General features: G+C 53.6%; 11 protein-coding genes and 1 riboswitch. Of the genes, 4 read left to right on the forward strand and 7 right to left on the reverse strand.

Annotation, left to right across the window (positions count from 1 at the left end; genetic code table 11):
- Positions 1-78: 78 nt before the first annotated feature.
- From ACI48J_RS13800 to ACI48J_RS13820, 5 genes are all read right to left on the reverse strand, one after another.
- The gene (locus tag ACI48J_RS13800; protein ID WP_405078724.1) at positions 79-1,626 is read right to left on the reverse strand and encodes an FAD-dependent oxidoreductase; all 1,548 of its coding nucleotides are present in this window, start codon (positions 1,624-1,626) and stop codon (positions 79-81) included.
- Between the two features lie 109 nt (positions 1,627-1,735).
- Positions 1,736-1,978 (reverse strand): YolD-like family protein, encoded by a 243-nt coding sequence (locus ACI48J_RS13805; protein ID WP_009673767.1) that lies wholly within the window; start codon positions 1,976-1,978, stop codon positions 1,736-1,738.
- 224 nt (positions 1,979-2,202) lie between these two features.
- Positions 2,203-4,500 (reverse strand): 5-methyltetrahydropteroyltriglutamate--homocysteine S-methyltransferase, encoded by a 2,298-nt coding sequence (metE, locus tag ACI48J_RS13810; RefSeq protein WP_405078725.1) that lies wholly within the window; start codon positions 4,498-4,500, stop codon positions 2,203-2,205.
- Between the two features lie 185 nt (positions 4,501-4,685).
- Positions 4,686-4,878, reverse strand: a riboswitch (cobalamin riboswitch).
- Positions 4,879-4,928: 50 nt separating this feature from the next.
- Positions 4,929-5,714 carry an arylamine N-acetyltransferase gene (locus ACI48J_RS13815; RefSeq protein WP_405078726.1) on the reverse strand — a complete coding sequence of 262 codons (786 nt, stop codon included), beginning with the start codon at positions 5,712-5,714 and terminating at the stop codon, positions 4,929-4,931.
- On the reverse strand, positions 5,711-6,349 hold the full coding sequence (locus ACI48J_RS13820; protein ID WP_405078727.1) for a hypothetical protein: 639 nt from the start codon (positions 6,347-6,349) through the stop codon (positions 5,711-5,713). The genes ACI48J_RS13815 and ACI48J_RS13820 overlap by 4 nt, the downstream gene beginning before the upstream one ends.
- A gap of 178 nt (positions 6,350-6,527) precedes the next feature.
- Between ACI48J_RS13820 and ACI48J_RS13825 the strand changes: the two genes are divergently transcribed.
- A complete protein-coding gene (locus tag ACI48J_RS13825) occupies positions 6,528-7,808 on the forward strand; it encodes an ATP-binding protein (RefSeq protein WP_405078728.1) in 1,281 nt (426 codons plus the stop codon).
- Positions 7,809-7,821: 13 nt separating this feature from the next.
- On the opposite strand, the gene ACI48J_RS13830 is transcribed toward ACI48J_RS13825, so the two are convergent.
- Positions 7,822-8,187 carry an ArsR/SmtB family transcription factor gene (locus ACI48J_RS13830; RefSeq protein WP_405078729.1) on the reverse strand — a complete coding sequence of 122 codons (366 nt, stop codon included), beginning with the start codon at positions 8,185-8,187 and terminating at the stop codon, positions 7,822-7,824.
- A gap of 128 nt (positions 8,188-8,315) precedes the next feature.
- Positions 8,316-10,457, reverse strand: a complete 2,142-nt coding sequence (locus ACI48J_RS13835) for a heavy metal translocating P-type ATPase (protein ID WP_405078730.1) — start codon at positions 10,455-10,457, stop codon at positions 8,316-8,318.
- Positions 10,458-10,693: 236 nt separating this feature from the next.
- Between ACI48J_RS13835 and ACI48J_RS13840 the strand changes: the two genes are divergently transcribed.
- The 3 genes from ACI48J_RS13840 to ACI48J_RS13850 all read left to right on the forward strand — a co-directional run bounded on the left by ACI48J_RS13840 (position 10,694) and on the right by ACI48J_RS13850 (position 13,780).
- A complete protein-coding gene (locus ACI48J_RS13840; protein ID WP_405078732.1) occupies positions 10,694-11,560 on the forward strand; it encodes an RNA polymerase sigma-70 factor in 867 nt (288 codons plus the stop codon).
- 115 nt (positions 11,561-11,675) lie between these two features.
- Complete coding sequence (locus tag ACI48J_RS13845; RefSeq protein WP_326051699.1) at positions 11,676-12,119, forward strand: carboxymuconolactone decarboxylase family protein; 444 nt, start codon at positions 11,676-11,678, stop codon at positions 12,117-12,119.
- Between the two features lie 221 nt (positions 12,120-12,340).
- A complete protein-coding gene (locus ACI48J_RS13850; RefSeq protein WP_326051858.1) occupies positions 12,341-13,780 on the forward strand; it encodes a spore germination protein in 1,440 nt (479 codons plus the stop codon).

Below are 13,780 nucleotides of genomic sequence, written 5' to 3' on the forward strand. Positions count from 1 at the left end.
CCCGCCGCTATACCACTGTAAAAAAACACATCAAAAAACCGCTCCGGCTTGGTGCGGTTTTTTTCGGCATTCCGCCGTCTAATCATCCAGTTCCACTTTCGCCAGCGGCTTCAAAGCCGGCCCCTCGACGACTTCACCCGTGTAGGCAAAACGGGAGCCGTGGCAGGGACAATCCCATGTCCGTTCGGACGCGTTCCAATCCACTTCGCATCCCATATGCGTACAGGTCGTGTCGACCACGTGCAGGCTTCCTTCGCGGTCGCGGTAAGCGCCCGCTCTTTTCCCTCGGACATGTACCACGGCTCCTTCATCCTCGCGGAGTTCGTCGGCTTCTCTCGTGGGAAATTCGAGCTTGCCGGCGATAAGCTCTTTGGCGACGTTCGCATTTTGTACCACAAAGGTTTTAATCGACGGGTTCGCGTGAAACCGGGAGGGCGAGAACAAGTCCCTGTAGGGGCTATCTTCCCCTAGAATGAGCTTCGCGTTCAACTGGCCTGCGGCAATGCCCGTGCTCATTCCCCACTTCTTATAGCCCGTGGCGACGTACAGATTCGGAACGTCATCCAGCTCCTGTCCGATGTACGGGATCGTATCCAGCGTGTACAGGTCTTGAGCCGACCAGCGGTACGCGATTTCTTTCACCCCGAAGGTTTTCCTCGCGAATTTCTCGAGCGCTTCGTAATACTGGAACGTGCAGATGCCCTGGCCCGTCTTGTGGCCTTCTCCGCCGACGATCACCATCGGCTCGCCGTTAATCAGCACGGATCTCAGGGAGCGCTTCGGCTTATCGGCACTAATGTACATGCCTCCGGGGTAGCGCTTGTCCGTTTTGACGGCAAGCACGTAAGAGCGCTCTGCGTGAAGACGCGCAAAATACAGCCCGTGCAGGTTGTTAAAAGGAAAGTGGGAAGCGGATACGACATGCGAGCTGCTGACGGTAAATCCGCCGCTTGTCTTTAGAACGGAGGGACTCCCCGGCTCGTATCCGGTTACGGTGGTTTCCTCGTAAATCCGCCCGCCTTTGCGCACGATTTCTTCAGCCAGATGAGTCAGAAACGGGACCGGGTTGTATTGCGCCTGATTTTTCATTACGACCGCCCCTTTCGTTTCGAAAGGGAGATCGGTTTTTTCTACATAGCTGCCGGGAATTCGCAATTTTTCGTAAGCTTCGTATTCTTTGAACACTTTTTGCAGAGAAGAATCCGAATCGGTGTACACAAAGGCATCCTGTTCTTCAAATTGGCATTGAATGTTGTGCTCCTTGACCAGATGACGGACGAACTGAAGAGCGTCTCGGTTCGCCTCGTAGTACAGCCGCGCTTTTTCTTCGCCGAAGTCGGAAATATACTGATCGTAGATCAAATCGTGCTGGGCCGTAATTTTGGCGGTCGTATATCCGGTCGTCCCGTGCAAAATGCGCCCCGCGTTCACAATCGCGACTTTTAAGCCTTTCATGGCCAGCAGGTAGGCCGTCGTCAGACCCGTTATTCCGGCGCCGACGATTGCAGCGTCTACCCGGATATTTTCGTTCAGCCTGGAAAAAGAGGGAATATGGGCGGAAGCCAGCCAGTACGATTCCGGAAACTGGGGGAAAGCGGCGGCTGATCTCGAGTTCGTTTCGTTCACGTGGATTAGCTCCTTTTACCAATATTCTCCTAACTTCTCCAGAGTGGCCTCATTCTATTCGTTCCGGCACAAAGTAAAAAAGCATCCTTCCGGATGCTTGTAAGGCTAATCAGGCGTTATCCACCTGCATAATGTCCATAAAAGGAACTTTCGTCAGCTGTTCGCCGTCCTGAACGTGTACGAGTCTCGTCCGGGGATCCATGACCGTAATTCTGCCGTAGACCTGCTCCTCCCAGCCCCATACCGTGAGAAGAATTAAAGAATCCTCGTCCTTCGCTTCCACCAGCCGGTTACCGAGTTCTTCCAGCTCGAATTCATCCCGGGTCGGACGTTTTACTTTTGCCTTTGCCATTATACCTCCTGAATGACGGTCTTACCTTCTGCCGTTTATCCTTCTATCTTACCATGTTTATGGGTTTCTTCCAACGGTTTGGAAACTCACGTTCCTATTTTCTTCTCGTGTTAATGTAAAAAAAAGCCTCTGCCCGGTTTACGCCGGACGAAGGCTCGGATTGTTGGACGGCTTATGTTTATCGGTCCGTAAGCATCTGCAGCCAACCTTAATCTGCTCGGTGGTTAAGCTTGAGTAACGGCCATGGTTTCCCGGCACTGTTTGGCGGCCGCAACCATGTTGCGCAGGGCGGCTGCGGTTTCCTCGCTGCCTCTCGTTTTGAGCCCGCAATCGGGATTGATCCAGAAGAGCTGCGGGTCGAGTACGCGCAGAGCACGCTCGATCATGCTTACCATCTCTTCGACGGAAGGGACCCTCGGACTGTGAATGTCGTAGACACCGAGCCCGATTCCCTTCTCGTACGTGTGCTGTTCGAAGCTTTCGATCAGCTCGCCGTGGCTGCGGGAAGTTTCGATGGATATGACGTCGGCATCCATATCCCGGATAGACCCGATCATGTCGTGGAATTCACAGTAGCACATATGGGTATGAATTTGCGTCGTGGCCCGCACGTTCGCCGTTGTGCTGCGGAAAGCGTTGACCGCCCAATCGAGATAAGCCCGGTGCTCATCTTTCTTAAGAGGAAGGCCTTCACGGACAGCGGGCTCGTCGATTTGGATCATTTCGATTCCCGCCTCTTCGAGCGCTTGCACTTCTTTCTCCAGCGCAAGCGAAATCTGGTAGGCGACCACGTCTCTGGACAGATCGTCCCGGACGAATGACCAGTTGAGAATCGTAACCGGTCCGGTCAGCATCCCTTTGACGGGACGTGTCGTGAGCGACTGCGCGTAGACGGTTTCCTCGACAGTCATCGGTTGCGTAAACGCCACATCGCCGTAAATGACCGGCGGTTTCACACAGCGCGAGCCGTAGGACTGCACCCAGCCGTTGCGCGTGAAGGCGAAGCCGTCCAATTTTTCGCCGAAAAATTCCACCATGTCCGTCCGTTCGAATTCCCCGTGAACGAGGACGTCCAGATCCAGTTCCTCCTGAAGCTTAATCCATTTATCGATCTCGCTCCGGATAAACGCTTTATACTGCTCGTCCGTCCATTCCGCTTTTCTCCATTTGGACCGCGCCTGTCTGACTTCCGCTGTTTGCGGGAAGCTTCCGATCGTCGTCGTCGGGAGAAACGGCAGGTGCCACTTCTCGCGCTGGAGGGCCCGTCGCTCGCCGAAGCCCGCGCTGCGTGCCGCCGGCACCTTTTGAAGCTGCAGAGCGGCCGCCTGGACGGCTTTGTTGCCGCGAGCTTCGGAAGACCGGAGGGCGGCCAGCGCTTTTTCGTTCCGCTGTAGCTCTTCGGCCGTTTCCGCCGTTTGGGATACCGCCGCCTTGGACAGCAGGACGATTTCCTCCAGCTTCTCGTCGGCGAAGGCAAGAGCGTCTCTCAGCACCGGATCGAGTTTATCTTCGTGAATGGTGGACACCGGCACATGCAGAAGGCTGCAAGATGGCTGGACGATCACCCGCTCCCCGGGAACCACGGCTAAAATGTCGCGAAGCGTATTCAGCTTCTCCTTCAGATCGGAACGCCAAATATTCCGGCCGTCCACGATACCCGCTCCCAAGATTTTGCCTTCAGGAAATCCTTCGCTCTTCAGAAGCTTCAGCGTCTTCTCCCCGCCGTGTACGAAATCAAGCCCGATCCCGCTTACGGGCAGCTGTACAACCCTGCTGTAATGTTCCACGGATTCGAAGTAGGTCTGAAGCATAATGTTCAGTTTCGGCGCTGCCTCTGCCAGCGCTTTGTAGATCGCTTCAATCCGTTCCATGTCCTTGGCGGATACGTTTGTCGAAAGCAGTGGTTCGTCCACTTGCACCCATTCGGCGCCTTCCCGTTCCAGCTCTTGCAGCACTTGGCCGTACAGCGGAAGCAGCCGGTCGATCCAGGCATCGGTTTCCGTCTCGGCATACCCTTTGGACAATTTCAAAAACGTAAACAGTCCGAGCAGCACGGGCTTGCCCTGGATTCCGAGCGCTTCTTTGGCTTCGCGGTAAGCTTTGAGAGGCTTGTTCTCAACCAGTTGGGGCCTCGCTCCCTGGAGTTCCGGCACAATATAATGATAGTTGGTGTTAAACCATTTCGTCATTTCGCATGCGGCCGCCCCGTCCTCACCTCTAGCCATCGCATAATAGGTGCCCGGAGATACTTCACCGCCTTCATATTGAAACCGTTCCGGGACGATTCCGAACATGGCGGAAGTATCCAGCACGTGGTCGTATCCCGAAAAATCGTTGACCGCGATATGCTCAATGCCCTTCTCCCGCTGAACGCGAAGATTTCCCAAGCGGACCTCGGTCAGCTTGTCCGTCAGCTCCCGCTCCCCGATTTTACCGGCCCAGAAAGACTCCAGCGCCTTCTTCCATTCACGTCCCGCTCCGATCCTCGGGTACCCCAAACTGCTGCTTCTCAATGCGTTCATGATCTTGACCTCCTGATAGTGGCTTGAATTGGATGTTTGCATAAGTTCCCTGCTTCAATTGCTTCTTTGTACGCGAAAAATAAGAAAAGGACGTCATTATCCCCGGAGCATGCAAGGATAAAGACGCCCTCTGTTTGTATAATCAGCGGCTCGTACTTTAACACCTCCCTATCTCCCGTAGGTAAAGCAGTGCTGTCAGAACAGGCAGGTCTCCTGGCTCCAGAATCATCATCTTCGGCTGCCTTCCCGGTCTAAGACCAGTGGCATAATCGCCTTGACTCCTCTGTTACAGTGGCGGGACCGCGCCGGTTTTTCACCGGACTTCCCTTTTAAGCTCCAGCTCCCGAGGGGCTGGGCACCTATTCCCAACATATTCAATTGGTTAACTTAGGAATGACTATACACAACGAAGCTTATTTATGCAAGCTTTATTCCAGAGGAATGCCGAAATATTTAAGCAGAGCTTCCTTGTAGGCCGCGTCGTTTTCAGGCACGAACGTGCGCACGCCTTCGGGCGTGAACAGCTTAAACTCCTTGCCGGAGACCGAATTGCGGCCCTCCCGGGTCCGAACGGCTACCATCGCATCCTTCGTGAAAATGGAGTCCGGGCTGTGCTCGCACCAGAAGCTGGCCATGACAAAATCTTTGGGCAGCTGCGGCTCCTCGGTAAACGAGTAAATGCGCCTCCAACTGCCGTGATGCTTCTCGCTCAGCACCCAGCCGAATACGGGGTTCCGCTCCATGGCGTATAACTCATCGCCCTGCCGCTGTTCCAGCTTCTCGGCAAGACGGACCGGTCTCCGGGGCACGATGCCCCCGACACCTACGTCGCATAAGTAGCTGACTCCCTCCGCCTCCACTTTCAGCACGTGATGGCGGCGTTTGGGCGGCAGCTGCGTCTCGTCTCGCCAGAACCTGGCGACATAATCGGTCACGGGGTAACCGAGCTGGCGCAGCAGCCAGCCGAACAGGGCGTTCAGCTCGAAGCAGTAGCCGCCCCGCCGCCGCTCGACGATTTTGTGGCGCAGACGCTTTATGTCCAGAGACAGCGGAACACCGTTCAGGATATCCAGATTTTCATACGGAACGGTATGCAGATGCTGCTCCTGCAGCAAAGCCAGCGCTTCATAACTGCCGTCCAGCGGCCCTTCGTAACCGATTCGGTTGAGGTAAGCCTTCACTTCGGGTTTCAAAGCTTCTCTATCCGTCCTCACAGGACACTCTCCTTTGCGGCGGGTTCACAGACCGTGATTTCTTTGGTGCGGAGATCCACAATACGGCTGCGCACATCGCCTTTGGAAATGAACAGAGGCTCACCGTCCCGGTCTATCCAATACGCGATAGGCAGCGAAACTTCGCTGCCGCGAAAGGATCCGTCCGCATGACTCGTCCCGATCACCATGGCATGATGCCGGGAGGCGATTTCTTTCGCTTTTGCAACCCATTCATCGAACTGCTCTTCACTGAACATGCCGACGCCGATCGGCTGTACAAACAAATCGGTCCGGGGGCTGTTCGCATCCCCCACCTCCCGCAGAACAAGTTCGTCACACAAAATCGGGGTGATGAGTAGCCCTTCTTCCAAGACAGATTCATATCCGCTGTATTTGGCCCGGTCCATCACGACTTCCCCTCCCCGGTTAATGATCACGGCCCGGTCTTTCGGATTCTTCGACCCGCTTATCAGAAGAGTACGCTTAAGGGCCGCAAGCTCACACGCCCGGGGTAGATTCGTATGTAAGTATCCTTCAGGGAAAACTGCCGCAGTTATGTCGGGATACATCATCAATTCCGCTTGCAGTTGTTCCAGGTTCCGTTCCAGCTTAGGCTGGCTGACAAGAATTCTCAATCTCAGCACCTCCGGCTTATTTTTAAAGATTTCAACAACTTGGTGAAATATTCCTCCATGTTCACCAACTTTTGATGAGTTTCCGGGCAAATGGCATCATTATTTATTGCATTATCTGCCAGAGAACTCCATAATAGGAATCTGAGTTCTTTTTTCTTTCAGAAAGAGAGTGCGGCCCGTGAAAGATATCCTTGTCCATTTGTTCATCATGACATTTCCCCCTCATATTTACCAGATTTTTATGCTTACGCGTTTTTATAAAAGAGAAAAAAAACGAAACCGATTTCTGATGGGAATCCTGATGGGGTTTTCCGGGATTTTCAGTATAAGCTATCCGGTTATGTATCTCGTTCCTGATTTTTATTGGGATTTAAGAGGCATTCCTCTGCTGCTCGCTTTTATATACGGAGGGTATTACGGAGGGTTTACCGCGCTCGGAATGATGCTGATCTTTCATGGGATCATGTTCCCGTCTTTCGGAGTTTCGGACGTCATCCTCTATGCGGCAGGATTTCTGCCCGTCCTGTTCAGGGCCCGTGATTTCTACCAGTATCCTTCGCGAAAAAAAATCGCCCTGTCGCTCTTGTACACAAGCATCGGCGCTGCCGCTCTGCTTATCTGGCTGTCTTATATCGTCTCGCATCACGGTTTTGTCTGGCAGGATCTGCTGCCGCAAGTAAGTCTTCTCGTAACCGTACAGCTTCTGCTGCCGGTGCTCCTTATCCTATGGTTTCAGCATATGCTCCGGCATGACCAGATGAGTATCGAAATCCAGAAAGCCGAGAAGCTGCAGCATCTCAGCGATCTCGCCGCCAGTGTCGCTCACGAGATCCGAAATCCGCTTCAAGTTACGCGCGGGTATATCCAGATTTCCCAGAAGGAAGCCGACGAGAAGCTCGGCCGTTATTTAAACATCGCCATCGGAGAACTCGATCAGGCCGAGAAGATTATCTCGGAGTTTCTGCTCTTCGCTAAACCCGAATTGACGGAAACGGGCCTCATCCATCTCGGCGATTCGCTTCAGCAGGCGGTGACGATGCTTGAACCTTATGCCAGCATGTCGGGAGCCGTAATCGAGCTTTCCTGCGAGGGCGATATTTTTATCGAGGGGGATTCTTCCAAGCTCAAGCAGGCGTTCGTCAATCTGATCAAAAACGGAATCGAATCGACCCAAACTAACGGTCTGATCCGCATACACGGTCATGTCCGGAAGCACAAAGCCGTCATTACCATCACCGATAACGGCAGCGGTATGACCAAGGAAGAAATCGAAAGACTGGGGGCTCCCTTCTATACGACGAAAAGTAAGGGGACCGGGCTCGGCCTGATGGTCACGACCCGCCTGATCGATGCCATGCGCGGCAAAATGCGGTTCTCCAGCGAAGTCGGCACCGGATCGGAGGTCACGATCACCTTTCCCCTGACGACAAAAAACAGAGTATCTATTTCCGGAGAATAGATACTCTGTTTTTTTATACGTGCGCGAGATGCTGGAGAGTTTGGCGGAAAATTTCTTTCACGTGATCGTCGTCCAGTGAGTAAAAAACGGTTTTGCCGCTTTTGCGCCGCTTAACGATCCGGACATTCCGTAAATACCGGAGCTGATGGGAGACGGCGGATTGTCCCATTTCAAGCACGACACTCAGATCGTGGACGCACAATTCCTGCTGGGAAAGCGCATAAATGATTTTGACGCGTGTAGGATCTCCGAGAGCTTTGAACATATCCGCCAAGTTGACGGCCATAAATTCGTTCATCTTCGCATGCTCCAGAGCAGTCCCGTCCGTTTCCGTCCCCGCGCAGGAATCGTCGCAGAGGTCTTCGATTGGTTTTTGCATGATCCATTCACCGCCTTCGTTTCCATACGGCCTATTATATCAAAAACATTACGGTTAAGGGAGTCCCTTCTCCGCCGCACAATAAGAAAGTGCCCCGCACCCGGTGCGGAGCACTTTTTTTCTATTGGTTAAGATAAAGAAGAGGGCTTCTTCTCGATAAGAACGGTCAAGCTGATCAGCGTTACGAAAATGGTGGCTCCCATGTCCGACAATATGGCGATCCACAAGGTCAGCAGACCGGGAATAGTCAGGAGCAGGGCGATGGCTTTCAATCCGAGCGCCAAACTGATGTTCATCTTGATTACCCGGTTCACCTGCCGCGCTACGGAGATAGCTTCGGGCAGTTTACCGAGGTGATCCTGCATCAGCACGATGTCGGCGGTTTCCACCGCGCTGTCGGTTCCTTTGCCCATCGCAATGCCGAGCTGGGCGGAAGCGAGTGCCGGAGCGTCGTTGATGCCGTCCCCGATCATGGCTACCGTGCCTTCTGCGGCGAGCTCCTTGATTTTGTCGACCTTTTGTTCGGGGAGAAGACTGCCGTAATATTCGCTTACACCGACAGCTTTGGCGACTTTCTCCGCGGTTTTCTGATGATCTCCGGTCAGCATAACCGTTTTATGAATGCCCGCTTTATGCAGCGCGGCGATCACTCCGCGGCTTTCCTCCCGGATCTCGTCGGATATTCCGAACATACCGAGCACCTTTTCGTTATCGGCGACTATAACTAAAGTAAGCCCTTCTTCCTTCAACGAGTCGATTTGCCGCTGGATATCCGCCGGAATCCGCAGATGTTCCATGCTCTTCTCGTTGCCGAGCCAGTACCGCTCTCCTTTGAAGCTCGCCACCACTCCCCTTCCGGATACCGTCTCGATAGAGTCGGCTTCTTCGGCCCGGATGCCCTTCGCCTCTATCTCCTTCATAATCGCTTTGGCGAGAGGATGCGAGGAAGATTTTTCGATAGCCGCGGCGGCGGGATAAAACTTGCCCTCATCCAGCACCACGGACTTCTCCACGTGCGGCTCCCCTTTGGTCAGCGTGCCGGTTTTATCGAACGCGAGCGTATCGATTTTGCCCAGCTGCTCCAGGAACACGCCGCCTTTAACCAGAATGCCGTGACGGGCATTTCGGGTAATGCCGGATACGATGGCGATCGGCGACGATAAAATCAGGGCGCACGGGCAGCCGACGATCAGAACGGCCAGCCCCTGATAAAGCCATGTCGACCAGCTTCCCCCCAGGAAAAGCGGAGGGATGACGATAACGAGTAGCGAGATGATCATGATAAGCGGCGTGTAATACTTGGCAAAGCGGTTGATGAACAGCTCCGTCGGCGTCTTCGTCTCCTGGGCTTCTTCGACCAGATGCAGGATTTTCGCCAAGGACGAATCCTGATACGCCTTCTCGATGCGGACTTTAAGCAGCCCTTCGTTGTTGATGCTGCCTCCGAACACCTTCTCGCCGGGCGCTTTTTCCACCGGCAGAGATTCACCGGTAATGGCGGCTTCGTTGACCGAACTTCTGCCTTCTTCCACAATGCCGTCGGAAGGAATTTTCTGTCCGGAGCGGACCTGAACGAGATCTCCGATCTTAAGAGACGCGATCGGTACGACGGATTCTTGGCCGTCCGTCAGCAGCACCGCTTCTTTGGGAGCGACTTGGAGCAGCGTTTCCATGGAACGGCGCGCTTTCTCCATGCCCATTCCTTCCAGCAGCTCGTTCAGTCCGAACAGGATGGCGACAAGCGTCGCTTCCTTCCACTCGCCGATCACGATGGCTCCCACGAGCGCGATGGTCATCAGCGTATCAATATTGAATTTCAGGCGGAACAAGTTTTTAGCGCCCTTGATGAACGTCATGTAGCCGCTCAGTGCCATAATGATCAGATATAAGGGGATGGATACATAGGCCGGCACCCGTCCGTCCGTGAAAAATGCAATCGCGAAAAGCACCGCCGAAACGATAAGATTGCGGGTAATCGCCCGGTTGGATTGTCCTCCGTGATCATGATCGTGACCGTGATCGTGACCGTGATGACTGTGTCCGTCCGCTTCGTGCGAATGTGAGTCCTCCGGCTGGGGTTTGACCAGATAAGCCCCGTCATTGCCCAGAATTTTCTCGACGGCAGGCATGGATATCCGGCTGTCCACGGTCAGCTTGCCGCTGTTATAGCTCAGTCTGGCTTCCGCCCCGTGTTCCAGCTTCTGAATCTGTTCTTCCAGCTCGCGTGTACAGTTGGCGCAGGATAAACCTTTTACGCGGTGCTCCTCCATCTCCATTCCTTCTTTCCAAACAAACGTTTTTTATAAAGTATGCAAAATATGAGTATATGTTCATATAATAAATTTCTGGAAACATAAAGTCAAGATGCTGGAAGTTCGTGGGATAAAATAGAGCTGCCGAACCCGCAGATCGGCTGTGCGGTCATGCTTACCCTAAAGACTGAAATCCGCAGAGATGGTAGGATAAGAAAAGAACAGGTTCTGAGGAAAACGGAGGGTGATGTTCCATGACGGAAGCCTTGTACAAGCAGTACCATTCTCTTCTTTATTCCATCGCTTACCGGATGCTCGGAACGCTGAACGATGCTGAAGATATCATCCAGGATGTTTATCTGGAGATCCAGCAGCAGGATCTGGTCCGTATCGGAAATATTAAAGCTTATTTATGTAAGGCGGTTACCAACCGCTGTATCAACTTTCTCCAATCCGCGCGCAGCCGCAAAGAAATCTATACCGGCGAATGGCTTCCGGAGCCGATATCCGCCCGGCCTGGTCTTGACCCCGCCGAACGGATCGTGCAGGAGGAAACCGTCTCCTACGCGCTGCTCGTCATGATGGAGCGGCTCAATCCGGTCGAGCGTGCGGTGTTCATCCTGCGTGAAGCGCTCGAATACAGTTACCGAGAGATTGGAGATACCCTCCAGAAGTCCGAGGAAAACTGCCGCAAGATTTACAGCCGCGTCAGAGCGAAGCTTGTCCGGAAGGAGACGGAGCCCCTTCACAAAAGCGAACGGGAGGAACAATTCGTGAAGCTGTTTCTCGATGCGGCCAAGACAGGCGATTTCGCGGACTTTATCGCTCAGATGACTGCGGACGCCGTTCTTGTTACGGACGGCGGCGGCAAAGTCCGCTGCGCGCTGCGTCCCATTTACGGCTCGCACCGGATCCGGGCGCTGTTCGAAGGCATATGGCCGCGCGGTTATTTCAGCGGCTCCCTGCTCCCCGCCCGGATCAACGGAGAGCCGGGCTTCGTCCTCATCCGCGATGAGCGTCCGGTCCTTGCGGTCAGCATGGCGTGGGACTGGGAACAGAGCCGGGTAGACCGCCTGTTCATGGTCAGCAATCCGGATAAGCTGCACGGAATCCGTCTATAGAGTTACCCCAGAGGAAGGAGGCGAAAAACTTTTTTTGCCTCTTTCCTTTTTTCTGTCACAAAACGGCCTCCTTATCTGTTATAAGTCTGAGTGCAAATAGGAGGAGGAATATAAGATGAAAACCCGTCTTCAAATGGATCAGCTGATTCCGAAAGGTTATGCCGCCATGCTCGGGCTGGAGCAGTACTTGGGTTCCACAAGCTTGGACAAATCGCTGAAAGAATTGATCAAAATACGCGCATCCCAGCTGAACGGCTGCGCCTTCTGCATCGACATGCACGCGAAAGACGCGCGCAAGCACGGGGAAACCGAGCAGCGAATTTACGCCTTGAACGCCTGGCGCGAAACGCCGTTCTTCACGCCGGAAGAGCGTGCGGTGCTCGCATTGACGGAAGCCGTTACGCTCGTTGCCGAAACCCATGTCCCGGACGATGTATACGACGAAGTCCGCCTTTATTTCGACGAAGTTCAGACATCCGAGATTATTATGGCCATCGTCGTCATAAACGCTTGGAACCGGCTGTCCGTATCGGCCAGGAAGATGCCTGCCGCGGACTGATCCCCAGCCCCTGCCTTCCTTGAAGGCGACGAACCAGACTCCCTTGTTTCGATGGCAAGGGAGTTTTTGCTATGCACAGGCCCCTCAACGGCAGTTTATCCAAACCTTAAGTCAGCCTCCCCTTCCTTAAGCTTGTCCGGCTTTCCTGCATAACTTGCAGATATTTCCGCATTCTAAAGAAAAAGGATACCGGACGACAAAAAGGAGGGGTAAGCGTGGAAATGAAAGGTCTGATGTATGAAAATATACAACAACTTCTCGCGGGAAGCGAGGATACGATTTATCAGCCTTTTCTCCTATACGAACGCTCCTGCGTGCTCATTTATATCCAATCGATCGTCGATGTGAAGACACTTCAAGAAAAAGTCGCTTCCGCACTCATTACCGAAGCCCAGGGCGACCATGAGTGGGAAGAATTCCTTCAACTGCTGGACGAAGGGACTTTGTTCCCGCTGCCCGCGAAGCCGGTTTATGCCTCCCAGGATGCCGTCCGGGAAATTGTGCACGGAAAAGCGGCGCTCTGCATCGAAGGACTGGGCTGCGCTTATATTTTCGATGTCGTCAAGTATCAGAAAAGAGCGGTTTCCGAGTCCCAGAACGAGCTTGTCGTTATCGGGCCCCAAGAGGCGTTTATCGAAGATATCGTCAGCAACTTGTCCCTGCTCCGGCATAAAATCAAGCACCCGGATTTGAAAACCGTTAAATATACCGTGGGCACTTATACGCAGACGACTGTCTATATGGTTTATATCGAAGGACTCTGCAAACCGGAAATTTTGAAAGATCTCGATAAAGGAATCCGAGAAATTTCCATCGACGGAATACTCGGGATCAGCTACCTTTCGGAACAGATGAAGAAAGGAAACAAAACGCCCTTCCCTCAATTCCAATATACGGAACGGCCTGATTCCGTCGCCGCTTCCTTGCTGGAAGGCCGTGTCGCTCTCATGCAGGACGGGACGCCGTCCGCGCTTCTCGTACCCGTGACGCTCTTTTCTCTGCTCCAGTCTTCCGAGGATTACTACCAGAGCTATTTATCGGCAAGCTGGATACGGCTGGTGCGGATCTTCTTTGCCATGATTTCGATGCTCCTGCCTTCGTTATACGTGGCGATCACTACGTTTCAGCCCGAAATCATCCCGTCGGATCTGCTGCTTACGATCTCCGCGGCCCGCGAGAATATTCCGTTCTCCGCATTGACGGAGGCTCTTATCATGGAGCTGACCTTCGAAGGGCTGCGCGAGGCCGGGACGCGAATTCCTAAGCCGGTCGGCCAGACGATTTCCATCATCGGCGCGATCGTAATCGGACAGGCGGCTGTACAAGCGGGGATCGTATCCGCTCCCATGGTAATCGTCGTATCCATCACGGGGATCGCGTCCTACATCATCCCCCATTTCGAGCTGGGACTGGCTTTTCGTCTGCTGCGTTTCCCGCTCTTGCTGATTGGCGGTACAACAGGTCTGATCGGAGTTTTCATCGCCAGTTTTATTGTGTACGGGCATCTTACGAGCCAGAGATCGTTCGGCGCTCCTTACCTGAGCCCGCTGGCGCCGCTGGTTCTCCGGGACTGGAAAGACATCTTTATGCGTGTGCCCTCGTCTCTTATGACTAAGCGTTCCAAAGCCTACACCGACCGGAACTTCAGGAGGCAGAAATAA

The organism is Paenibacillus chitinolyticus (assembly GCF_045038035.1).
Lineage (GTDB): Bacteria > Bacillota > Bacilli > Paenibacillales > NBRC-103111 > Paenibacillus_F > Paenibacillus_F chitinolyticus_A.